Raw genomic sequence first — 22,614 nt, forward strand, 5'->3', positions numbered from 1 at the left:
GCACCCCCGCACGCCCCCCACTTCCTGCACCCTGCGCATTCGTCCCGGTACTCAGCGTAACCCGAGCGCCCTTCCGGCTGTTGCACTTGGCATGGCCGGCGCCCCGCCCTCGGTTCCCGCGCACCCCGCGGCCCCCACGCTTCCGTTCCCTCGCCGACCGCTCGACGCGGGCGGCCCGGGCTCGGCCCCGTCCCCCTGGGAGCGGGGGCGGTGGTGGTACGAGAACGTGCTCGGCTGGCCGACGGTGCCCGGGGTGCCGGTACGGCTCCGCACGGGTGTCCGCTTCGACGTCCTGGACGTCCCCGCCGAGGCCGGCCACGCGGCGCTGGAACGGCTCGGGCGCCCCGGTCCGGCCCTGCGGCGCCCCGGCTTTCCGGTGGCCGTGCGGGGCGGGCGGATGTCGCTGCTCGTGGCGGCGGGAAGCGCGGAGGAACTGCCCGGGCTGCTGGAGTGGCTGGAGTGGGGCGCGCTGCCGCTCGACCTGACGGCGGTCGGTGCGGGCGGCTCCGTGGAGGCGCCCATGACACCCGGACCCGGGTCGTCCGGGCTGCCGCCGCGCCCCCCGGGCCGCGACGGCCCGCAGGGGGCCGCCGTCTGGCTGCGCCCCCCGGAACCGGGGTGCGGGGTCGAGGCCTCGCTGCCGACGCTGTCGGCCAGGGGGGGCACTGGACCGGCCCCCGATCTCGCACGGCTCGTCCACACGCTGGCGACTCAGTGCCACCGGGTCCGGCTCTCCCCGCCTTCCCGGACCTGCCGGCCGACGCGCTGAGGCCGTCCGGGACGGATCCCGCGGCGCGGGCCGGGTGCGGCGGTCAGCCGTTGGCCTGCTCGTACGCCTCGCGAACCTTCGCGGGAACACGGCCGCGGTCGTTGACGTCCCAGCCGTTCTCCTTCGCCCAGGCGCGGATCGCCGCGGTGTCCTGGGTGCCGCCGGAAGAGGCGCGCGCCTTGCCTCGGCCGCCCGAAGCACGGCCCCCGGTACGGCGGCCGCCCTTCAGATAAGGGTCGAGAAGACTGCGGAGCTTGTCCGCATTGGCGGTGGTGAGATCGATCTCGTAGGTCTTGCCGTCCAGCGCGAACGTCACGGTCTCGTCTGCCTCGCCACCGTCGAGGTCATCGACAAGAAGGACCTGAACCTTCTGTGCCACCGGATTTCCTTTCATCGATAACTTGAGGGCCGGAGGTCCGCCGGCGTCCGCCGTATCGCCGCCCCTTGTTATATGCAGTACTGCACTACGCCGGAAAGCAAACCGCTTTTGCCGGAAAAACACAAACCCCCGGCGGAGACCGGTAGCCTGCCCCGGGCCGAAAAGATACGCGTTTCGGACATAGGGAACCCGCGAACGGTCCGTCGGCGGAATAACTGCGGCGAAGGGCCGAGCAGGAGTGCGGATGCCGGACGATGCCCGGCGATCACAGATGCAGAAGCATCCGGCTGTTGCCCAAGGTGTTCGGTTTCACTCGTTCGAGACCCAGGAACTCCGCTACGCCCTCGTCATAGGAACGCAGCAGCTCCGCGTAGACATCCGCGTCGACGGGCGTCTCACCGATCTCCACGAAGCCGTGCTTGACGAAGAAGTCCACTTCGAAGGTCAGGCAGAAAACGCGGCGAACACCGAGCCGGCGCGCGGTGTCCAGCAACTTCTCCAGCAACTGATGGCCGACGCCGGCGCCCTTCAGGCCGGGCTTCACCGCGAGAGTGCGCACTTCCGCGAGGTCTTCCCACATCACGTGCAGGGCACCGCACCCGACCACCTCGGCGTTGTCGTCCCGTTCCGCGATCCAGAACTCCTGGATGCTCTCGTAAAGCGTCACCATCGCTTTGTCGAGCAGGATGCGGTCACGGACGTACGCGTCGAGGAGCCGGCGCACGTCGGGGACATCGCTGGTGCGGGCCCGCCGGACGGTGATGGCTTTTGACATGTGGGGACGCTATCGCCCGCCGGCGTCCGGCGCCGAGCCGGGGCCCGGTGCGGGGGTTTCGGGGCCCTGCACGATGCGGATGGCGTCTCTGAGCGCCTCGCGCTGTTCCTCGCTCATCATGCCGAAGAAGGCGATGAGGGCGGCGGCCGGGTTGTCACTCTGGGACCAGGCGTCGTTCATCAGCGCGGCGGCGTACGCGGCGCGGGTGGAGACCGCCTCATATCGATAGGCCCGGCCTTCCGCCTCGCGGCGCACCCAGCCCTTCTGATGGAGATTGTCCAGAACGGTCATCACGGTGGTGTACGCGATGGACCGTTCCTGTTGGAGATCTTCCAGGACTTCTCGAACGGTCACGGGGCGGTTCCACTTCCACACCCTCGTCATGACCGCGTCTTCGAGTTCTCCCAATGGGCGAGGCACGCTCCGAACGATAGTGGGAGATCCCGGCCACCGCGTGCCGAACGTGCACCCCTGTGGGCACACAGGCGCAAAAAGGGCGTACGACTCCTCGCGGCGGGTGCGGGGAGCCGTACGCGGGTGAGGTGCCGGCCCCGGGGCGGCGGGCCGGTCAGGCCTCGGGGTGCGCGGGCACCTGGCGGGCGCCCTCCGCCCGTGCGAGGGCGGCGTCGACGGCCGCGTCCTCCTTGGCCTTGTTGGCGCCGCCCTGGGTCTTCACGATCACCCTGATCACGCCGATGAAGAACACGGCCATGACGGCCGGGGGCAGGAGCGCGGAGACGTAGTCCATGGGCCCAGGGTAGCCAGCCCGGGTCAGCCGGCGACGAGGTGGTGCCGGGAGCCGGGGGCGGGCGGGGCCGGCCTGCGGCGGGGGAAGACCTCGCCGGGGGTGGGGACGGGGCGTTTGGGGGTGGCGGGGGTGGGCTGGGGGGCCGGTTTCCGGGCGGGCTTCTGCGCGGGTTTCCCGTCCGGCTGCTGGCCGCCGGGAAGGGCGTGGAGGCGGGTGCGCGCGGCGGGGAGGGGGATGGTGCCCCCCGTGGCGGCCGTGGCGGCCGTGGTGACCGTGGCTGTGGCGGCTGCGGCTGTCCTGGCGGATGCGGGCCCGCAGCGGGCCAGGAGGGCGGCCGCGGCAGGGTTGCCGCGCAGGGCTCCCAGGGCGGCGAGATCGTCCGTGTCCGGGCGGTGTCCGGCGCCCAGAGCCTCGTCCAGGAGCGTGAGGTAGCCGGTGGCGGTGCCGGGGAGCGCGGCGCGGTACCGGGCGAGGTCGGCCACCAGGAAGGCGCGCAGCCGGGCGCTCTCCCGCATCGCCTCGTCGAGCGACTCCGCGAGGCGCAGGCAGTCCCGGGCCTCCTCCGTCGAGACGGGGCTGGGGTTCAGGGCGAGGGCGAGGGCGCGCCGGAGCACACGCAGCTCCTGGGCACCGAACGCCATACCGCCGCGGGATCCGTAGGGCGTGGGCATGCGGCGACGATACGCGCTAATCAGACAAACCCGGCATAGGGTGCGGGTGTGGCGTGAGGGGCCACTCGGATGCGGGCGCCCGCGGCGCCCTGTGCGCGTTCGGTGGGGGGCGGACGGCACGTTCCACGGGGGGACGGGGGGCGCGTCCGTGGGAGGCGGGTGGCGCCTCTGTGGGAGGCGGGTGGCGCCTCCGTGGGAGACGGGCGGCGTGTTCCGTCCTCGGAACAGCGGCGGAACGGGGCGCCTGCCGGGGTGGCGGGGGGGCTGACGCACTGCCCCCACTCGGGCCGGAAGCCCCCGGGTAGGTACGCACCCCCGGCCCGCGCACGCGCCCCGCCGCCGGCTACATGCGGGACACGTTCCGCTCGTACACCAGCCGCAGCCCCATCAGCGTCAGCCACGGCTCGTGTTCGTCGATGACCGAGGACTCCCCCAGCACCATCGGGGCGAGCCCGCCCGTCGCGATGACCGTGACGTCGTCCGGGTCGTCGGCCAGCTCGCGGGCCATGCGGTTGACGACCCCGTCGACCTGGCCGGCGAAGCCGTAGATGATCCCGGACTGCATGGCCTCGACCGTGTTCTTGCCGATCACGCTGCGGGGACGCGCCACCTCGATCTTGCGGAGCTGCGCGCCCTTGACGCCGAGCGCCTCGACCGAGATCTCGATGCCGGGGGCGATGACCCCGCCGATGTACTCCCCGCGCGCGCTGACCGCGTCGAACGTCGTCGCCGTGCCGAAGTCCACGACGATCGCCGGGCCGCCGTAGAGCTCGACCGCGGCGACCGCGTTGATGATGCGGTCGGCACCGACCTCCTTGGGGTGGTCGGTGAGGATCGGGACGCCCGTCTTCACGCCCGGTTCGACGAGGACCGCGGGGACGTCGCCGTAGTAGCGGCGGGTGACCTCGCGCAGTTCGTGCAGGACCGAGGGGACCGTCGCGCAGATGGCGATGCCGTCGATGCCGTCGCCCAGTTCGTCGCCGAGCAGCGGGTGCATGCCCATCAGGCCCTGGAGGAGGACCGCCAGCTCGTCGGCCGTGCGGCGCGAGTCCGTGGAGATGCGCCAGTGCTCGACGATGTCCTCGCCGTCGAAGAGGCCGAGGACGGTGTGTGTGTTGCCTACGTCGATCGTCAGCAGCATGGGCTCTACTCCGCCGCTCGAAGGTCCAGGCCGATGTCCAGGATGGGGGAGCTGTGGGTGAGGGCCCCCACGGCCAGGTAGTCGACGCCCGTCGCCGCGTACACCTCGGCGTTGCGCAGGGTGAGGCGGCCGGACGCCTCCAGGGCGGCGCGGCCGGCGACCAGCGCCACCGCCTCCTCGCACTCTTCCGGGGTGAAGTTGTCCAGGAGGATCAGGTCGGCGCCCGCGTCCACGACCTCGCGGAGCTGGTGCAGGGTGTCGACCTCGACCTCGATGGGGACGTCGGGGAAGCGTTCGCGCACGGCCTGGAAGGCCGCCGCCACGCCGCCCGCGGCCACCACGTGGTTGTCCTTGACCAGGGCCGCGTCCGAGAGGGACATGCGGTGGTTGACGCCGCCGCCGCAGCGGACCGCGAACTTCTCGAGGGAGCGCAGGCCCGGGGTGGTCTTGCGGGTGTCGCGGACCTTGGCCTTCGTCCCCTCCAGGGCGTCCGCCCACGCGCGTGTGGCCGTCGCGATGCCCGACAGGCGGCACAGGAGGTTCAGCGCGCTGCGCTCGGCGGTGAGGATGTCGCGGGTGCGGGTGGTGACGGAGAGGAGCTTCTGGCCTGCCTCCACCCGGTCGCCGTCCTCGACGTGGCGCTCCACCTCGAACTCGTCCGTGCAGACGACCGACATGACCGCCTCGGCGACCCTGAGGCCCGCCACCACGCCCGCCTCACGCGCGGTGAAGTCGGCGGTGGCCACGGCCTCCTCGGGGATGGTGGCGACCGTCGTCACGTCCACGCCGCCCGCCAGGTCCTCCTGGACGGCGACGTTCGCGAGGTCCTCGACCTCCACGGGGTCGAGTCCGGAGTCCAGCATGAGGGCCGCGAGCGCGGGGTCGAGGCCGCACTCCATGTAGGCCTCTTCGTCGGTGTCCGCGCCGCAGGCGCAGCCGTCGCCGCAGCCTCCGGCGGAGGCGAGGGGAAGGTCGGGGGTGTTCACTGCTGTCACTGCTCCTGGGGACGCTGCGCCGGCCGGTGGCCGTGGGTGGTCGGGGGGAATTCTGGCGTGTCCGTGGTGTGCACGGCGAGGGACCGGTCCGGGTTCAGGCGTACGACGATGTGGCGCCGCCACGTCGTGTCGTCGCGGTCCGCGTGGTCCTCGCGCCAGTGGCAGCCGCGGGTCTCCGCGCGCCGGGCCGCCGCGGCCACCAGGACGCGGGCCACGCACAGGAGGTTGGTGGCCTCCCAGGTGTCGACGCCCGGTTCGGACGTCTTGCCGTTCTCGTGCAGGGCCTCGCGGGCCTCGGTGTGGAGGTGGTGCAGCCGGTCGGCGGCCCGGGTGAGGGAGCCGGCCGAGCGCAGGACGCCGGCGCCCGCGGTCATGATCCGCTGGATCGTGAGGCGGGCCTCGGGCGGGAGGAGGGGGTGCGCCGGGAGGTCGGGGTGCGGGACGGGGGCGGGCACGCGCGCGGGGAGGGTGCCGTCCGCGTGGCTCGCCGCGATGTCGGCGGCGATCCGCTCGGCGTAGACCAGGCCCTCCAGGAGGGAGTTGGAGGCCAGGCGGTTGGCGCCGTGCACGCCCGTGCAGGCGACCTCGCCGCACGCGTACAGGCCGGGGACCGTGGTGCGGCCCGAGGCGTCGGTGCGGACGCCGCCGGAGGCGTAGTGGGCGGCCGGGGCGACCGGGATCGGTTCGGTGACCGGGTCGATGCCGTGCGCGCGGCAGGCGGCGAGGATCGTGGGGAAGCGGTGCTCCCACATCTCGGCGCCGAAGTGCCGGGCGTCGAGGTACACGTGTTCGGCGTCCCGCTCCCGCATGCGGCGCATGATGCCCTTGGCGACGATGTCGCGGGGGGCGAGTTCGGCCAGCTCGTGCTGTCCCGCCATGAAGCGCACGCCGTCCGCGTCCACCAGGTGGGCGCCCTCGCCGCGTACCGCCTCGGAGACCAGGGGCTGCTGGCCCTCGGCGTCCGGGCCGAGGAAGAGGACCGTGGGGTGGAACTGGACGAACTCGAGGTCGCTCACCTCGGCGCCCGCGCGCAGGGCGAGCGCGACACCGTCGCCCGTCGAGACGGACGGGTTCGTCGTGGCCGAGAAGACCTGGCCCATGCCGCCGGTGGCGAGGACGACGGCGGGGGCGTGGACCGCCCCGACGCCGTCGTGCTGTCCTTCGCCCATGACGTGCAGGGTGACGCCGGCGGTCCGGCCGTCCGGGTCCGTCAGGAGGTCCAGGACGAGGGCGTTCTCGATCGTGCGGATCCCGCGCGCGCGTACCGCCTCCACCAGGGCCCGGGAGATCTCCGCGCCCGTGGCGTCGCCGCCGGCGTGCGCGATGCGGCGGCGGTGGTGGCCGCCCTCGCGGGTGAGGGCCAGGCCGCCCTCGGCGGACTCGTCGAAGTGCGCGCCGGTGGCGATGAGGCGGCGTACGGCGTCGGGGCCCTCGGTGACCAGGAGGCGGACCGCTTCCTCGTCGCACAGGCCCGCGCCGGCGACCAGGGTGTCGTCCAGGTGCTCCTCGGGGGTGTCGCCCTCGCCCAGGGCCGCGGCGATGCCGCCCTGCGCCCAGCGGGTGGAGCCGTCGTCGAGGCGGGCCTTGGTGACGACGACCGTCCGCAGGCCGGCCGCCTCGCAGCGCAGGGCGGCGGTGAGGCCGGCGACGCCGGAGCCGACGACCACCACGTCCGCGGCGATGGCCCAGCCGGGCGCGGGCGCGTGCAGTCGTATGCCTGTGCTGGTCACGAGGCGGCTCCGAAGGTGAGGGTGACGTTGTCGATCAGCCGGGTCGCGCCGACCCGGGCGGCGACGGCGAGGACGGCCTCGCCGGTGTGGTCGTCACCGATCTCGGTGAAGTCGGACGGGTCGACCAGGGCGAGGTAGTCCAGCTCCAGCGGCGGATCGGCGCGGGCCGCGTCGTCCAGCACGAGGCGCGCGGCGGCCCGGACGGCCGTGGCGCTGCCCGGCACGGACGTGGCGACGGCATGGGCGTCGGCCGCCGCGCGGGACTCGCCCAGGGCGCTGAGGGCCTCGGCGCGCGCCTGTGTGGCGGGCACTTCGCGGGCCCGTGCGCGCAGCGCCTCCTGGGCGGCGTGCCGGTCCAGGCCGGCGAAGAGCGCCTGGGAGAGCGCGAGGGCGGTGCGGCGCTCCCGCGTCGAGAGGTAGCGGTTGCGGCTGGACAGGGCCAGGCCGTCCTCCTCGCGCACGGTGGGGACGCCGACGATCTCCATGCCGAAGTTCAGGTCGCGGACCATGCGGCGGATCAGGGCGAGCTGCTGGGCGTCCTTCTGGCCGTAGAGGGCCAGGTCCGGGCGGGTGAGGTGGAGCAGCTTGGCGACGACGGTCAGCATGCCGTCGAAGTGGCCGGGGCGGGAGGCGCCCTCCAGGCGTTCACCCATGGGGCCCGCGGTGACGCGCACCTGGGGCTCGCCGCCCGGATAGACCTCGTCGACGGCGGGGGCGAAGACGGCGTCCGCGCCCGCCCGCCCGGCGATCGCCAGGTCGGCGTCCAGGGTGCGCGGGTAGCGGTCGAGGTCCTCACCGGCGCCGAACTGCAGCGGGTTGACGAAGACGGTGACGACGACCTCGCCGTCCGGGCCCACGAGGTCACGGGCCGTACGGATCAGGGTGGCGTGGCCCTCGTGCAGGGCGCCCATGGTCATCACGACGGCCCGGCGGCCGTGCCGTTCGCGCGCGTGCAGCTCGTCGGCGGTGCGCAGCAGGACGGGCGGGGTGGGGGTCATCGGGCGTCTCCCTCGGTGCCGTCGGAGCTGTCGGTGCCGTCGGGGTGTTCGGTGCTGTCGGGGTGTTTTTCGGTGCTGTTGGTGCCCGTGGTGCCCGTGGTCCCCGTGGTGCCCGTGCCGGTGCCGCTGCTCCGGGCGGCCCCGACGGCTCCACCGGCCCCGTCGGCGAGTACCCCGAGCAGGTCCTCGGCGAGTTCGGCTTTCAGCAAGCCGTGGTCCAGCGCCCGGTCGGCGGTCGCGCGCGCCATCGCCAGATAGCCGGCGACGGCCTGCGGGGCGTGTGCGCGCAGCTCCACGATGTGCGCGGCGACCGTGCCCGCGTCCCCGCGCGCGACGGGGCCGGTGAGGGCCGCGTCGCCGGAGCGCAGGGCGTTGTCGAGGGAGGCGCCCAGCAGCGGGCCGAGCATGCGGTCGGGGGCCTCGACGCCCGCGGTGCGCAGCAGTTCCATCGACTGCGCGACCAGGGTGACGAGGTGGTTGGCCCCGAGGGCGAGCGCGGCGTGGTACAGCGGGCGCCTGTCCTCGGCGATCCACTCCGGCTCGCCGCCCATCTCGATGACCAGGGCCTCGGCGACCAGCCGCAGCTCCTCGGGCGCGGTGACGCCGAAGGAGCAGCCCGCCAGGCGCTGGACGTCCACGGGGGTGCCGGTGAAGGTCATCGCCGGGTGCAGGGCCAGCGGCAGGGCACCGGCGCGCAACGCCGGGTCCAGGACCCTCGCGCCGTACCGCCCGGAGGTGTGCACGAGCAGCTGGCCCGGCCGCACCGCCCCGGTCTCGGCGAGTCCGGTCACCAGGCCGGGCAGGGCGTCGTCGGGGACCGTCAGCAGGACCAGCTCGGCGCGCCGGAGCACCTCGGCGGGCGGCACGAGCGGCACGTCCGGGAGCAGCGCCGCGGCACGTCGTCTGGAGGCGTCGGAGACCCCGGAGACGGCCACCGGGCGGTGCCCGGCGAGCGCGAGGGACGCGGCCAGCGCGGGGCCCACGCGTCCGGCGCCGACGACGCCTACGGTGAGCCGCGCGGGGCGGTCCTTGGGGTCTGGCTGTGGGGTTGTGTTCACGCGACGGCGGCCTTCCCGTTCCAGTCCGCTCGGGGTACCGGACGATTTCTCGTCATGTTAACGCGATTGGTTCGGGGTACGTCCGGTCGTCCACAGGCTGTGGGTTTCCGTGCGGCGGCGGGGCACACCCCAGCACTCCCGCGCGCGTAGCAAGAGAACGTGCGGCGGGACGTACGGGAAACCGGGTGCCCGCTCCGGCGTCCGCGCGGCATGATCGCGGCATGAGCGATACGGCGGAACAGGACGAGCGAGCGGAACAGAACGAGCGGCGGCCCGGGGAGGTGGCCGGGAAGGTGGCCGGGGCGGAGCCGGCGGAGGGATCCGCGGAGGAACGGAGCCGGCGACTCCGGGAACGGCGCGTGGCCGCCCACCGCAACGCCCGGCGGGTGCTCGCCGGGCCGGGGTTCGGCACGACCCTGCGCGAGCGACTCGCCCTGCTCGGCGGCGCCGCCGAGCTGTACGACCTCGACGAGCCGTCCGACATGTACGGCAACGGTGTCGTGGAGGCCCTGGAGGAGAAGGTCGCCGCCCTGCTCGGCACCGAGGCCGCGGCCTTCTTCCCCACCGGCACGATGGCCCAGCAGGTGGCGCTGCGCTGCTGGGCGGGCCGCACCGGCAGTCCGGTCGTCGCCCTGCACGGGCTCAGCCATCCCGAGATGCACGAGCGCAACGCCTTCAGCCTGGTCAGCGGCTTGCGCCCGGTGCGGGTGACCAGCGCGCCCCGGCTGCCGACCGCCGCCGAGGTGCGCGACTTCGAGGAGCCGTTCGGGGCCCTGATGCTGGAACTGCCGCTCAGGGAGCCCGGTTTCGTCCTGCCCACCTGGGAGGAGCTCACCGACGTCGTCGAGGCCGCGCGGGAGCGCGACGCCGTGGTCCACTTCGACGGGGCCCGTCTGTGGGAGACCACCGTCCACTTCGGCCGCCCCCTGGCCGAGATCGCGGGCCTCGCGGACAGCGTGTACGTCTCGTTCTACAAGTCCCTCAAGGGCTACGGAGGCGCCGCCCTGGCAGGCCCCCGGACGCTGACCGAGGAGGCGAAGGCATGGCGGCACCGGTACGGCGGCGCGGTGTTCCAGCAGTTCCCGACGGCGCTGTCGGCACTGGCCGGCCTGGAGCGCGAACTGCCCCGGCTGCCGGAGTACGTGACCCACGCGCGCGTGGTGGCCGCCGCGCTGCGGGAGGGCTTCGCGGAAGCCGGGCTGCCGTGGGCGCGGGTACAGCCCGAGGAGCCGCACACCCACGAGTTCCAGGTCTGGCTGCCGTACGACGCCGAGGTCGTCGGCGAGGCCGCGGTCCGGCACGGCGAGGAGACGGGGACCATGCTCTTCTCCCGGGGGTGGCTCACACCCGGCCCGGGACTCGCCGTCACGGAGGTCAGCGTGGACGAGGCGGGCCTTCGGTGGACGGCGGACGACGTGAAGGCGGCGGTCGCCGACTTCGCGGCCAGGCTGGAGGGTTGACGCGACCGGGCTCGCGTAGTGACCGGTCAGGTCGGGACTGCTGACCGGTCAGGCCGGCAGTCCTGACCGGTCGGACCGGGATGACCGACCGGTCGGGCCGGGAAGACCGGGCGGATTTGACCGGGCGGACCGGTCAGGACCGGGCGACCCCGGCGGACTGGCCGGTCGGACCGGAGTGCTGCCCGGCCCCGCGCCGGCCACCCGGGTCAGCCGAGGGCACGCGGCCACAGGGACCACCACCGGCGCAGGGCCCGCCGTGCCCGGCCGTGCGCCGGGCGGCCGGCGAGGACGGCGTGGAACTGTCGGCGGTCGTGCCACTCGCGCACGACCTGCCAGTCGTGCGCGCCGGGCGCGGGCGGCGCGGGCTCGCCGAGCTGCCGGGCCCGGTAGGTGTCGAGGAGGTACTGCTGGGTGATGCTCATGGGGTCGCCTTCTCGAAGGAACGTGTGGTGGGAATCGGGCTCCGCGGCTGCCCCGGTGCCTCCAGGTTGCTCCGGTACGGCCCTCCCGTCGCGCCGATTGACGGCGGGCGTCAATCGGCGGTGGCGTTGTCGGTGGTGGGGTGCACCATGAGGGCATGAGCGTGCGTATCGACATCGCGGGGCTGCGGCCGGAGAGGGTCGCCGTCGTGCCCTCGCCCCTGGCCGAGCTGGGCATGGCGCTGCACGCCCTGTCCGAGCCGGGGCACCACCCGGGTCTGCAGGGCTGGGCGACGGGTGTGACCGCCCGGCTCGACTCGCATCTGGCCGACCGGATGTGCGAGGCCGACTTCCTGTGGCGGACGACGTTCTCGGACCTGTTCATGCCGTTCGCCGGGGTACCGGGACGCAGCACACTGCCCGGCGCCACCCTCGCCGAGGACCTGGACCTGCTCGACAAGCTGTCCGACGAGCAGTTCGTGGACGCGGCGCTGGAGTTCACCTGCGCCCTGCCCTACAGCACCGGCGGGGCCTCCGCGCTCGCGGACGCCGAGACGCGCCGGCGCGCGCTGGACCTGGCCGCCGCGCGCGGGCCGCAGCAGCTGCGCTTCAGCGAGCGCCTGCTGGCCGATCCGCCGCGGATCCGGGGGTGGCTGCGGGAGTTCGCGCAGGACTGCGACGAGGCGTTCTTCGCGGATGCCTGGGCGCGGCTGCGCCACCAGCTCGCGGCGGACGCCCGCCACAAGACGGACCTGCTGCACCGCAAGGGGCTCGCCGAGGCGCTGGCCGCCGTGTCCCCGGCGGTGGCGCTGGACGAGTCCGCCGCGCGGATCACGGTCGACAAGCTGGGCGACGGCCGTTCGGCGACGGGGGACGGCGGGCTGCTGCTCGTCCCGACGAGCCTGGGCTGGCCGCACCTGATGGTCCTCCACCGGCACGACTGGCAGCCGGTGCTGCACTATCCCGTCGGCTCCCCCGAGCTGGCCTCGCCGCCGTCGGTCGAGCAGCTCACCCTGCGGATGTCCGCACTGTCCCACCCGGTCCGGATGCGGATCTGCCGCCATCTGGCCCGCAGCGCGTACACCACGAGCGAGCTGGCGCAGGCGCACGGCATGACGGCCCCGGAGATATCCCGGCACCTCGGGGTGCTGAAGAAGGCGGGTCTGATCAGCACCCGCCGCCGCGGGCGGTACGTACTGCACCAGCTGGACGTGACGGTGGTGGCCCGGCTGGGCAGCGACTTCCTGGAGGGAATACTCCGGTAGCCGCCGTCACACAGCGGTCCACCGGCAGGCCGGGGCGGGGCGGCCGGCGGGCCCGGTCCACCGGCAGGCCGGGGCGGGGCGGCCGGCGGGCCCGGTCCACCGGCAGGTCAGTCGAACCGGATGTGGCGGGTTCCCACCCCCGCCTGCCTCAGACGCGTACGCAGCGCGCCCTCGTTGTTGGGCTTCAGGGTGAGTCCCGCCAGCACGGCGATCCGGTCCGCGGTCTTCGGGACGGTCGTGTGGTCCGTCCACAGGTGCTCGGCGAACTCCGGCTCCCGCAGCCGTTCCAGGCAGCGGTCGAGCTGCTCCACGGCCCAGCTCTCGCGGCGCAGCCCGGCGTCCTTCCCGGCGACGTACCGCAGGACGTGTCCGAGGCCGCGCTCGTGCAGCCGTCGCAGGACGGTCCCGCGTTCGGCGAGGAGGGTGAAGTGGTGGACGTCGTGCCCGAGTCCGCGCAGCCGGCCGACGGTCTCGGCGAAGTACCCGGAGTCGGTGACCGTCATGGGCGCGATCACCACACCGTCGTGCTCGGTGAGGGCCAGGTCGAGGACCTCCACGACACCCTGCCGCCAGGCAGCCAGGTCCTGGAAGTCACCCCGCAGCCCGGGCGGCAGCATGCGGTGCAGGCCGAAGCCCACGTGCTCGGGGTCGCAGACGATGCTGCCGGGCAGCCTGCGGTGCATCTCGTACGCGGTCTGTGTCTTGCCGCCCCCGAAGGGGCCGCTGATCCACAGGAGCATGCCGGAGACCCTACCGACGCGGGGCCCGCCGCGGGCGCCGTCAGCCCGGTCCGCCATCGGCCCGGTCTCGTAGGCCAGGCCCGCCGCCGGCCCGGTCCGCCGTCAGCCCGGTCCGCCGCCGGCCCGCACCAGCCCGGTCTCGTAGGCCAGGACGACCACCTGCACCCGGTCGCGCAGGCCGAGCTTGGTCAGGATGCGTCCCACGTGCGTCTTCACGGTCGCCTCGGACAGCACGAGCCGGGCCGCGATCTCTCCGTTGGACAGGCCCTGCGCGACCAGCACCATCACCTCGCGCTCGCGCTCGGTGAGCCGCTGGAGCCCCGCGTGCCGGGGCTCCTGACCGGTGGCCGGCAGCATCGACGCGAACCGGTCCAGGAGCCGGCGGGTGGTCGAGGGGGCGACCACCGCGTCGCCGCTGTGCACGGAGCGGATGGCGGCGAGCAGCTCGCCGGGCGGCACGTCCTTGAGCATGAAACCGGAGGCGCCCGCCTTCAGTGCCGAGAAGGCGTACTCGTCGAGGTCGAAGGTGGTCAGGATCAGCACCTTCGGCGCGTTCGGGTCCACGCAGATCCGGCTGGTGGCCTCGACTCCGTCGAGCTTGGGCATGCGGACGTCCATCAGGACGACGTCCACGGAGGTGGAGCGCAGCACCCGGAGGGCCTCGACGCCGTCGCCCGCCTCCCCGACGACCTCCATGTCCGGCTGGGCCGCCAGCACCATCCGGAACCCGGTGCGCAGCAGCACCTGGTCGTCGACGAGCATGACACGGATCGCCATCGTGGGTCCTCTTCTTCCTTACAGGTGTCAACGCCGTACGTGCGTAGGGGGACGGGTCTCAGTGTGCGGGTTTCAGCGGCAGCAGCGCACTGATGCGGAACCCTCCTCCCTGCCGCGGACCCGCGTCCAGGGTGCCGCCGACCATGCCGACCCGCTCGCGCATGCCGATCAGGCCGTGGCCCTGGCCGTCGAAGCCGCCCTCCTCGTACAGCTCGTGCGGGGCGCCCTTGCCGTCGTCCTCGATGAGCAGCCCGAGTCCGTCGTCGAAGTAGACCAGGCGCACGCTCGCGCCCGCGTTGGGGCCGCCGTGCTTGCGCGTGTTGGTCAACGCCTCCTGCACGATGCGGTACGCGGTGAGCTCGACACCGCTGGGCAGCTGACGCGGAGTGCCCTCGACCTTGAAGTCGACGGGCAGGCCGGAGCCGCGGCATTCCTCGACGAGCTCCTCGATCTGCTGGACGTCGGGCTGCGGGACGTACTCGCCGGCCTCCTGGTGCTCGCCGGTGCGCAGTACGCCGAGCAGGCGGCGCATCTCCGCGAGCGCCTGGCGGCCTGTGGAGGAGATCGTCTCCAGGGCCTTCTTGGCCTGGTCGGGGGCCGCGTCCAGGACGTAGGCGGCGCCGTCGGCCTGCACCACCATCACGGAGACGTTGTGCGCGACGACATCGTGCAGCTCGCGCGCGATCCGGGCGCGCTCGGCCGCGACCGCGACCTTGGACTGCGCCTCGCGTTCCTTCTCCAGCCGGGCGGCCCGCTCCTCCAGCTGCGCGAAGTAGGCGCGGCGGGTGCGGGCGGAGTCGCCGAGCACCCAGGCGAGGGCGAAGGGCACGCCCTGGAAGACCGTTATGGCGATGTTGGCGCCTATCCCCAGCTCGCCGTCGGACCAGCGCAGCTGGGCGACGGGAGACGCGCACAGGCCCATGACCAGCGCGGTACGGGAGGCCCACCGGGCACCCTTCGCGGCCACCGTGTAGACGATCACGAGAAAGGAGAAGTCGGCCGGAAACGTGGCGACGTCCAGCGCCAGCTGTGCCACGCCGAGTCCGGCGGCCAGCAGCAGCATCTTCTCCGGCAGCCGCTGCCGCAGCGCGATCACGACGCAGAGCGGCGCCGTGAAGGCGAGGATCAACGCCGTCGAGTCCGTCCCGTACCCCCGCGGCTGCGGGGAGACCACGAACACCACGGAAATCCCGAGCACGACGAGGGCCCAGAAACTGTCGACCCCGGTCGGGTGTCTGCGGATGAAGTCGTAGAGGCGCTGCACGTAACCCAGCGTATGGAAGCGGAATAGGTGCAGGGGTCAACCGGAGGGCCGATCCGCGCTCCCCGCGCATACTCCGCAAGGTGGAGGCTTCGTTCTCCCGTGCGCCTAGCCTGGGCGGGTGACGCGAGAGACAGCAGGGGCAGCGGGGGAAGCTGGGGCAGCAGGGGCAGCAGGGCCCACAGAGGTCTCAGGGGCGGGTGCGGGCTGGCGCAGCTGGCGGGAGGCCACGCAGGACGCCCTCTACGGACCGGCCGGGTTCTACCGCGGGCCCGAGGGCCCGGCCGGGCACTTCCGCACGTCCGTGCACGCGTCGCCGCTGTTCGCCGGGGCCGTGGCGCGTTTGCTGTGCCGGGTCGACGAGGCGCTGGGGCGGCCCGCGGCTCTGGACTTCGTGGACATGGCGGCCGGGCGGGGCGAACTGGTCACCGGGGTACTGGCCGCGCTCCCCGCCGACGTGGCCGCCCGCACGCGCGCGTACGCCGTCGAGGTCGCCGGCCGCCCCGACGGGCTGGATCACCGGATCGAGTGGCTCGGCGAGCCGCCGCCCGGCACGACCGGGCTGCTGTTCGCCAACGAGTGGCTGGACAACGTACCGGTGGAGGTGGCGGAGGTGGACTCCGCGGGTGTGGCGCGGCGGGTCCTCGTCCGGGACGACGGGACCGAGCGGCTCGGGGAGCCGGTGGACGGGGCTGAGGCCGCGTGGCTGGCGCGGTGGTGGCCGCTGCCCGGCGAGGAGGGGCTGCGGGCCGAGATCGGGCTCCCTCGGGACACCGCCTGGGCGTCCGCCGTGTCCACACTGGACGCGGGGCTCGCCGTGGCCGCCGACTACGCGCACACCGTGGACGACCGTCCGCCGTTCGGGACGCTCACCGGCTTCCGGGCGGGGCGGGAGACGCCGCCGGTGCCGGACGGGTCGTGCGACATCACCGCGCATGTCGCGCTGGACGCGTGCGCGGCGTCCCACACCGCGAGGTGCACTCCGGAGCACACGCCCTCGGGTGCGCTTCTGCGCCCCCAGCGCGAGGCTCTGCGGGCCCTCGGTGTCGCGGGCGCACGCCCCCCGCTCGCGCTGGCCTCCACCGACCCCGCGGCGTACGTGCGCGCCCTCGCGGCCGCCTCGCAGGCCGCCGAGCTGATCGCGCCGGGCGGGCTCGGCGGGCTGGGCGACTTCCGGTGGCTGATCCAGCCGGTCGGGCCCGTCGACGCCGCCGCGCTACTTGTCGATGTCCCCGACCACGAAGAACAGTGACCCCAGGATCGCCACCATGTCCGAGACCAGCGTCCCCGGCAGCAGCTCCGCCAGCGCCTGGATGTTGTTGTACGACGCCGAGCGCAGCTTCAGCCGGTACGGGGTCTTCTCGCCCTTGCTGACCAGGTAGTAGCCGTTGATGCCGAGCGGGTTCTCGGTCCACGCGTACGTGTGGCCCTCGGGCGCCTTCAGCACCTTCGGGAGCCGCTGGTTGACCGGCCCGGGCGCCAGCTCGGCCAGGCGGTCCAGGCAGGCGTCGGCGAGGTCCAGGGCGTTGTGCGTCTGCTCCAGGAGGCACTCGAAGCGGGCGAGGCAGTCGCCCTCGGTGCGGGTGACGACCTTCAGGGTGTCCTGGAGTTCGCCGTAGGCGAGGTACGGCTCGTCGCGGCGCAGGTCGAAGTCGACGCCGGAGGCGCGGGCGATGGGGCCGCTGACGCCGTACGCGTGCACGGCCTCGGCGCTCAGGGCGCCCACCCCGCGCGTGCGCCCCCGGAAGATCTCGTTGCCGAGCACCAGGTCGTCGAAGACGTCCATGCGCGAACGCACCGCCGCGACGGCACCGCGCGCGCGGGTGGCCCAGCCGGCCGGCAGGTCCTCCTTGAGGCCGCCGACGCGGTTGAACATGTAGTGCATGCGCCCGCCGGAGACCTCCTCCATGACGTTCTGGAGGACCTCCCGCTCCCGGAAGGCGTAGAAGACGGGGGTGATGCCGCCCAGCTCCAGCGGGTACGACCCCAGGAACATCAGGTGGTTGAGCACACGGTTCAGCTCCGCGAGCAGCGTCCGCGTCCACACCGCGCGCGTGGGGACCTCCATGCCGAGCATCCGCTCCACGGCGAGGACCACGCCCAGCTCGTTGGAGAACGCCGACAGCCAGTCGTGGCGGTTGGCGAGCACGATGATCTGACGGTAGTCACGGGCCTCGAAGAGCTTCTCCGCGCCGCGGTGCATGTAGCCGATCACGGGCTCCGCGCTCATGATGCGCTCGCCGTCCAGGACGAGCCGCAGCCGCAGCACGCCGTGCGTGGACGGGTGCTGGGGCCCGATGTTGAGCACCATGTCGGTGCTCTCCGCGGCGCCGCCGATACCGACCATGGTCTCCGTCGTAGGAGTCATGCGCACAGTCTCCCCTACGTACGCTGGCTCCATGGATACGGGGAGCCCTGACGACACGGGCGCGGCGGGGGCGACGGGGGCAGAGCCGGAGGCGGTGCGGGAGGCGGTGCGGGACGAACCGGAGTGGACCGGCCTGCCGCCGGGACTGCTGCGCATGCGGCGGCTGTTGCTGGTGGCGTGGCTGGGACTGCTCACGGTCGCCGCGGGCGTGCTGCCCGGCCTGTTCCTGGGCCCCTTCTGGGCGGCCCTGGCACTACTGCCGCTGGCCCTGATGACCTGGGGCTGGGTCATGCTGGAGCGCAACTGGCGCTCCTGGCGGTACGCCGAGCGCGCCGACGACCTGCTGATCAGCCGGGGCGTGCTGTGGCGGGAGCAGACCGTCGTCCCGTACGGGCGGATGCAGCTGGTCGAGGTGACCTCCGGCCCGGTCGAGCGCCACTTCGGCCTGGCCAGCGTGCAGCTGCACACGGCCGCCGCCGCGACCGACGCGGCCATCCCGGGCCTCGACCCGGCCGAGGCGGAACGCCTCCGCGACCGGCTCACCGAGCTGGGCGAGGCCCGATCGGCGGGGCTGTGACGACGCCCGGGGCGGAGGACGGCACCGCCGGGAGCAAGGCCGCCGAGGCCGGACACCCCGGCACCGCGGCGAAGCACGACGCCACCGGAACGCCGGACGACGCCACGCCGACGACAGGCGGCGCCACGCCGACGACAGGCGGCGCCACACCCACGACCGGCAGCACCACACCGACGACAGACAGCACCACGCACCCGACAGGCAGCACCACGCCGACGACAGACAGCACCACGCACCCGACAGGCAGCGCCACGCCCACGGCGGACGGCACCGCATCAGCAGGCGACGGCACCGCACCGGCGGCAGACGGCGCCCGCGGCGGAACCCGCGCCACGGGGCCCGGCGACGATGTCGTCGAGCGGCGGCTGCACCCCGTCACACCGCTGCGACGGGCGTGGGCGCCGGTCGCCGTGGTCGTCGGGTGGGCCGTGCACGACCCCGACCAGGCGCAGCGCCAGTTGACGCGGCTGACCACGACCCACCTGCTGCTCGGGCTCGCCGTACTGATCCCGGCCGCCGCCCTGTACGGCTTCCTGAGCTGGTGGTTCACCCGTTTCGCGGTGACCGACACGGAGCTGCGCATCCGCACCGGACTGCTGTTCCGGCGCACCGCGCACATCCGGCTCGAACGCGTCCAGGCCATCGACGTCACCCAGCCCCTGCTCGCCCGCGTCGTGGGGGTCGCCAAACTCAAACTCGACGTCATAGGCACCGGCAAGAAGGACGAACTGGCCTTCCTGGGCGCCGACGAGGCCCGCGCCCTGCGGGCCGAACTGCTCGCCCGCGCGGCCGGACTGGCACCCGAGACCGCGCACGAGGTCGGCGAGGCGCCTTCCCGGCAGCTGCTGCGCGTGCCGCCGCGCGTGCTCGCCGTCTCGCTGCTGCTGACCGGCGCGACCTGGGGGACGCTGATCGCCGCCGTCGTCGTCCCCACACTGCTGTGGCTCGCCACCCACAACCTGTGGACGGTCGTGGCGACCGCACTGCCGCTGCTGGGCGCCGCGGGCGCGAGCAGTGCGGGCCGGTTCGTCGGGGAGTACGACTGGACGGTGGCCGAGTCCCCGGACGGGCTCCGTCTGGACCACGGACTGCTGGACCGCGCGCACGAGACGGTGCCGCCGGGCCGGGTGCAGACCGTGCGGATCGTGGAGCCGCTGCTGTGGCGGCGGCGGGGCTGGGTGCGGGTGGAACTGGACGTGGCGGGGTCGTCGAACTCCGTGCTGCTGCCCGTCGCCCCGCGCGAGATCGCGGAGTCGGTCGTGGCGCGGGTACTGCCCGGGGTGACCGTGCCGGCGGGCCCGGCACTGTCGCGTCCGCCGCGCCGGGCGGCCCGGTGCAGGCCGCTGTGGTGGCGCGGCTACGGGCTCGCCGTCACCGACCGGGTCTTCGCCGCCCGGTACGGGCTGCTGCGCCGCAAGCTGGCGCTGGTGCCGCACGCCAAGGTGCAGAGCGTCCGCGTCACGCAGGGGCCGTGGCAACGGGCGCTCGGACTGGCCGACGTACGGGTGGACACGGGGGCGAACAAGACCGTGACCGCTCGGCTGCGCGACGCCGACGAGGCGGCGCGGCTGCTGCGGGCCCAGGCGGAACGCTCCCGGACGGGACGGCGGGACGCACCGCCGGACCGGTGGATGGCCTGAGGCCTGCCGGTCACCGCCGGTCACGGTCGGCCGACGGTGACCGGCGGTGACCGGCGTCAGGACACCGCGCTGCGCAGCCCTTGTACGTCGATCTGCTCCGTCTCGTCGTGGGCCGTCAGGTCGATCACCTGTCCCACCCCACGGGGCTCCTCGCCGGCCGGCTCGAAGGCGGCCTCCGCCTCGGCCTTGTGCAGGGCGAGGGCCTCCTGGCCGACCACGTCGGCGAGGTCCTCGTTCTGGACGGCCTCCATGGCGTCGGGCGACGACGTCCCGTCCTCGGCGTTCTTCGTGCCGAAGAAGTCGAAGCCGCCCTCGACCGCCGGACGCCGCGCCGGAGCCGTCGGTACGACGGCCACCGCGGTCGGCACCGCGAAGTGCCCGGTGCCGGTGGCCCGCCGAGTGGGCTGGTCGGGCTGACCGGGCTGACCGGGCCGCTCGCCGGACCGACCGGACTGGTCGGACTGGTCTGGCTGGTCGGACTGGTCTGGCTGGTGTGACTGGTCTGGCTGCTGATCGGGCTGATCGGTTCCCTCGGGCTGATTCCCCGAGGAGGCGGCGGTGCGCTCGTGTCCGTCGGTCGCCTCGGGCTGCGTCTGGGCCCCGTCCTCCTGAGCGGTCTCCGCCGCCGCGCTCTCGCCACCGCCGCCGTTGCCGCCGCCGTCCCCGTCACCTCCGTCGCCGCCGGAGTCATCGCCGCCGTCGTGGTCGCCACCGTCCGGACCGGCGTGCACGTCCGCGTCGAACCGCGCCAGTGCCGCGTTCGCCCGCAGGAACAGCCGGGAGCCCGCGGGGGAGAAGACGGAGTGAGCGTCCCCGGTGACCTCCCCGGAGGCCTCCGCAACGGCCCGGGAGACCTCTGCAACGGCCCCGGAGTCCTCTGCAACAGCCCGCGAGACTTCTGCAACGGCCTCGGCGGCCGGCACGTCCTCGGCCTGCGTCTCCTCCGCCGGTGCCGGTCGTGCCGCCGGCAGCGCGGGCGCCTGCGGCACGGCCTCGATCTCCAGCAGGCGGCGGCCCTCCAGCGCACTGGCACGCTCGGTCTCCGCCGTGGCGTAGCGCCTCAGCAGGGAGGCGTGCTCGTTGCGCAGCCCCGCCAGCTCCGTGCGCTTGGCCCGCAGCCGGTGCTCCAGCTTCGCGCGCAGTTCGCGCGACTCCTCCAGGTCGGACTCCAGTTCGGCGACCCGCTCCTCGTAACGCCACTCGTCGCTCGCACGCGCACGCGTGAGGTCGGCGACGCGCCTGCCCGCCTGCGTGTCCCAGTGGCGCATGACGACCGCGCCGACGACGGCCGTGACCGCGGCGGCGGCGGCCAGTGAGCGCAGGATCATCGCTTCGCTGAACACCCAGGGGCCGAGGGCGCAGACGACGGAGACGCCTGCGATCGCCGACGGAGGAAGCAGCCTGTGCAGGGGCGGGGAATGGCGGTGACGTCCACGTGGCATGGCCAGAAACTTACCGCGCGTAGGCGAATCTTGGCGCCCCGCCCCGTAAAAACACAACCGCCTCCGATGTGTTCACACGGCATCAGGAATCCACGTGCCCACCGACGGGCCAATTACCTCAAGATCATTTATGCGGGTGCGCGTCGAGTCGCTCACCGGGCCGCTCACCGGGCCGCTCACGGGACCGTTCACCGAGCCGCCCGCTGAGCCACTGCAGCGTCGCGGGAATCTCGCGCCGCCAGGTATTGAAGTTGTGCCCACCGCTTTCCAGGATGATCGACGAGATGCGCGTCGGCTTCTTGTCCTTCACGCGCTCAATGAACTTCAGGGTGTCCTTGTAGTTCGTCTCGCCGGACTCACTGCTGGTGACGAGCAGCGAAGTGTCGGGCGCGGGCATGTTCTCGAGATACCACCACAGGTCGGCCCGGTTCTTCCGTTCCGTGTCGCCCTGGAAGAGATCGCCCGTGGTGGGGTCACTGGGCGCGTCGTAGTACGCGGAGAGGCCGGCCCCGGCGGCGTACACGTCGGGATGGTGCAGGGCGAGCTTCAGGGCGCAGTAGCCGCCGGTCGAGTTGCCGACGACGCCCCAACTTCCCGGCCCCCGGCCCACCCGGTAATGCGCCGTCACCGCCTCGGGAAGGTCCTTCGCGAAGAACGTCTCCGTCTGCGGGCCACCCGGCACGTCCACGCACTCCGTGTCGCGCGGCGGCGCCACCGTCGGCCGCAGCATCACCAGGATCATCGGCCGCATCCGGCCGGCCTTGGCCAGGTCGAGTGCCGTGCGCGGGTAGCGCAACTTGTCCACCAGCGCCTCGGCCGTCCCCGGGTAACCGGTCAGGACGACGGACGCGGGGAACGTACGGGTGCGATGGCGCGCCTGGAAGTACTCCGGCGGCAGGTAGACGTACGCGGGCGTCGCGATACGCGTCGTACGGCCGGTGATCCGTATCTCGTGGATCCGGCCGGTGACCTCGGGCCGCGCACCGCCCGCCTGCGTGACCCGCCGGTCACCGACGACCCGGAGCCGGCTGCCGGCGCCGTCGGCCGCGTGGTCGACGACCACTCCCTGTCCGTTCTCCCGGCCGAACAGGTCGGCCCAACTGCCGTAGAAGCCGAAGGACTGGTTGGCGACCAGACCCACCGCGGCGAAGACCGCCAACTGGGTGGCGAACAACAGCCCCACCCGCCCCAGGACGGCCCGCCAGGTACGCCGGGCCAGCCGTGGCCACAGCCACACCGTGCCGGCGAACAGCAGCACGCCGGACAGGACCGCCAACGCCAGCACCTTGTCGCTCGTGAGACCCATGCGTTGCTACCCGCCTGCGCTTTCCGTACGTCACGTCCGTTCGGGCCATCCGTCCGGACCACCACCCCTTCGCACCCTTCACGCCCCGCGGGCTT

Annotated in this window: 23 protein-coding genes; 6 read left to right on the top strand and 17 right to left on the bottom strand. The window is 73.6% G+C overall.

Going from position 1 to position 22,614, the window contains the following annotated elements; translation table 11 throughout:
• Positions 1 to 91 precede the first annotated feature (91 nt).
• The gene (locus ACP4IX_RS30220) at positions 92 to 769 is read left to right on the top strand and encodes an SCO3374 family protein (protein ID WP_426557714.1); all 678 of its coding nucleotides are present in this window, start codon (positions 92 to 94) and stop codon (positions 767 to 769) included.
• Between the two features lie 43 nt (positions 770 to 812).
• On the opposite strand, the gene ACP4IX_RS30225 is transcribed toward ACP4IX_RS30220, so the two are convergent.
• From ACP4IX_RS30225 to ACP4IX_RS30270, 10 genes are all read right to left on the bottom strand, one after another.
• On the bottom strand, positions 813 to 1,148 hold the full coding sequence (locus ACP4IX_RS30225) for a histone-like nucleoid-structuring protein Lsr2 (RefSeq protein ID WP_426524112.1): 336 nt from the start codon (positions 1,146 to 1,148) through the stop codon (positions 813 to 815).
• Positions 1,149 to 1,413: 265 nt separating this feature from the next.
• Entirely contained in the window at positions 1,414 to 1,923 is a 510-nt protein-coding gene (locus ACP4IX_RS30230; RefSeq protein ID WP_426524110.1) for an amino-acid N-acetyltransferase, read from the bottom strand.
• 9 nt (positions 1,924 to 1,932) lie between these two features.
• Positions 1,933 to 2,343: a BlaI/MecI/CopY family transcriptional regulator gene (locus ACP4IX_RS30235; RefSeq protein ID WP_426524108.1), complete on the bottom strand. Its 411-nt coding sequence runs from the start codon at positions 2,341 to 2,343 to the stop codon at positions 1,933 to 1,935.
• Between the two features lie 148 nt (positions 2,344 to 2,491).
• Entirely contained in the window at positions 2,492 to 2,671 is a 180-nt protein-coding gene (locus ACP4IX_RS30240; protein ID WP_426524106.1) for a hypothetical protein, read from the bottom strand.
• A 23-nt stretch (positions 2,672 to 2,694) separates the two neighbouring features.
• Positions 2,695 to 3,342, bottom strand: a complete 648-nt coding sequence (locus tag ACP4IX_RS30245) for a hypothetical protein (RefSeq protein WP_426557716.1) — start codon at positions 3,340 to 3,342, stop codon at positions 2,695 to 2,697.
• 343 nt (positions 3,343 to 3,685) lie between these two features.
• Positions 3,686 to 4,483: a type III pantothenate kinase gene (locus ACP4IX_RS30250; protein ID WP_395572929.1), complete on the bottom strand. Its 798-nt coding sequence runs from the start codon at positions 4,481 to 4,483 to the stop codon at positions 3,686 to 3,688.
• 5 nt (positions 4,484 to 4,488) lie between these two features.
• The gene (nadC, locus tag ACP4IX_RS30255) at positions 4,489 to 5,469 is read right to left on the bottom strand and encodes a carboxylating nicotinate-nucleotide diphosphorylase (RefSeq protein ID WP_426524179.1); all 981 of its coding nucleotides are present in this window, start codon (positions 5,467 to 5,469) and stop codon (positions 4,489 to 4,491) included.
• Positions 5,470 to 5,474: 5 nt separating this feature from the next.
• Positions 5,475 to 7,208 (bottom strand): L-aspartate oxidase, encoded by a 1,734-nt coding sequence (locus ACP4IX_RS30260; RefSeq protein ID WP_426557718.1) that lies wholly within the window; start codon positions 7,206 to 7,208, stop codon positions 5,475 to 5,477.
• On the bottom strand, positions 7,205 to 8,206 hold the full coding sequence (gene panC / locus ACP4IX_RS30265) for a pantoate--beta-alanine ligase (protein ID WP_426524097.1): 1,002 nt from the start codon (positions 8,204 to 8,206) through the stop codon (positions 7,205 to 7,207). The genes ACP4IX_RS30260 and panC overlap by 4 nt, the downstream gene beginning before the upstream one ends.
• The gene (locus tag ACP4IX_RS30270) at positions 8,203 to 9,264 is read right to left on the bottom strand and encodes a Rossmann-like and DUF2520 domain-containing protein (RefSeq protein ID WP_426557720.1); all 1,062 of its coding nucleotides are present in this window, start codon (positions 9,262 to 9,264) and stop codon (positions 8,203 to 8,205) included. The genes panC and ACP4IX_RS30270 overlap by 4 nt, the downstream gene beginning before the upstream one ends.
• Positions 9,265 to 9,485: 221 nt before the next feature.
• On the opposite strand from ACP4IX_RS30270, the gene ACP4IX_RS30275 reads away from it, so the two are divergent.
• Complete coding sequence (locus ACP4IX_RS30275; RefSeq protein WP_426557722.1) at positions 9,486 to 10,724, top strand: threonine aldolase family protein; 1,239 nt, start codon at positions 9,486 to 9,488, stop codon at positions 10,722 to 10,724.
• Positions 10,725 to 10,930: 206 nt separating this feature from the next.
• Here ACP4IX_RS30275 and ACP4IX_RS30280 read toward each other — a convergent pair whose 3' ends face one another.
• Positions 10,931 to 11,146, bottom strand: a complete 216-nt coding sequence (locus tag ACP4IX_RS30280) for a hypothetical protein (RefSeq protein WP_426557724.1) — start codon at positions 11,144 to 11,146, stop codon at positions 10,931 to 10,933.
• Positions 11,147 to 11,301: 155 nt separating this feature from the next.
• On the opposite strand from ACP4IX_RS30280, the gene ACP4IX_RS30285 reads away from it, so the two are divergent.
• Positions 11,302 to 12,408 carry a DUF5937 family protein gene (locus ACP4IX_RS30285; RefSeq protein ID WP_426557726.1) on the top strand — a complete coding sequence of 369 codons (1,107 nt, stop codon included), beginning with the start codon at positions 11,302 to 11,304 and terminating at the stop codon, positions 12,406 to 12,408.
• Positions 12,409 to 12,515: 107 nt separating this feature from the next.
• On the opposite strand, the gene ACP4IX_RS30290 is transcribed toward ACP4IX_RS30285, so the two are convergent.
• From ACP4IX_RS30290 to ACP4IX_RS30300, 3 genes are all read right to left on the bottom strand, one after another.
• On the bottom strand, positions 12,516 to 13,148 hold the full coding sequence (locus tag ACP4IX_RS30290) for an ATP-binding protein (RefSeq protein WP_426557728.1): 633 nt from the start codon (positions 13,146 to 13,148) through the stop codon (positions 12,516 to 12,518).
• 102 nt (positions 13,149 to 13,250) lie between these two features.
• Positions 13,251 to 13,925 (bottom strand): response regulator, encoded by a 675-nt coding sequence (locus ACP4IX_RS30295; protein ID WP_426524085.1) that lies wholly within the window; start codon positions 13,923 to 13,925, stop codon positions 13,251 to 13,253.
• A gap of 58 nt (positions 13,926 to 13,983) precedes the next feature.
• Positions 13,984 to 15,189, bottom strand: coding sequence for a sensor histidine kinase (locus ACP4IX_RS30300; protein ID WP_426524083.1), 1,206 nt, complete (start codon positions 15,187 to 15,189; stop codon positions 13,984 to 13,986).
• Between the two features lie 118 nt (positions 15,190 to 15,307).
• Here ACP4IX_RS30300 and ACP4IX_RS30305 point away from each other — a divergent pair, with 118 nt between their 5' ends.
• Positions 15,308 to 16,438, top strand: coding sequence for an SAM-dependent methyltransferase (locus ACP4IX_RS30305; RefSeq protein WP_426524080.1), 1,131 nt, complete (start codon positions 15,308 to 15,310; stop codon positions 16,436 to 16,438).
• Here the strand turns inward: ACP4IX_RS30305 and ACP4IX_RS30310 are convergent.
• A complete protein-coding gene (locus ACP4IX_RS30310; protein WP_426524078.1) occupies positions 16,403 to 17,554 on the bottom strand; it encodes an NADH-quinone oxidoreductase subunit D in 1,152 nt (383 codons plus the stop codon). The two genes, ACP4IX_RS30305 and ACP4IX_RS30310, sit on opposite strands and share 36 nt — an antisense overlap.
• A gap of 31 nt (positions 17,555 to 17,585) precedes the next feature.
• Between ACP4IX_RS30310 and ACP4IX_RS30315 the strand changes: the two genes are divergently transcribed.
• Positions 17,586 to 18,131 (top strand): PH domain-containing protein, encoded by a 546-nt coding sequence (locus ACP4IX_RS30315; protein ID WP_426557730.1) that lies wholly within the window; start codon positions 17,586 to 17,588, stop codon positions 18,129 to 18,131.
• A gap of 365 nt (positions 18,132 to 18,496) precedes the next feature.
• Positions 18,497 to 19,771 carry a PH domain-containing protein gene (locus ACP4IX_RS30320; RefSeq protein ID WP_426524177.1) on the top strand — a complete coding sequence of 425 codons (1,275 nt, stop codon included), beginning with the start codon at positions 18,497 to 18,499 and terminating at the stop codon, positions 19,769 to 19,771.
• Between the two features lie 56 nt (positions 19,772 to 19,827).
• Here the strand turns inward: ACP4IX_RS30320 and ACP4IX_RS30325 are convergent, their stop codons facing one another.
• Positions 19,828 to 21,213: a hypothetical protein gene (locus ACP4IX_RS30325; protein WP_426557732.1), complete on the bottom strand. Its 1,386-nt coding sequence runs from the start codon at positions 21,211 to 21,213 to the stop codon at positions 19,828 to 19,830.
• 124 nt (positions 21,214 to 21,337) lie between these two features.
• Positions 21,338 to 22,519, bottom strand: coding sequence for an alpha/beta hydrolase (locus tag ACP4IX_RS30330; RefSeq protein WP_426557734.1), 1,182 nt, complete (start codon positions 22,517 to 22,519; stop codon positions 21,338 to 21,340).
• Positions 22,520 to 22,614 lie beyond the last annotated feature (95 nt).

It is taken from the genome of Streptomyces sp. WG5 (assembly GCF_049974565.1).
Classification (GTDB): Bacteria; Actinomycetota; Actinomycetes; order Streptomycetales; family Streptomycetaceae; genus Streptomyces.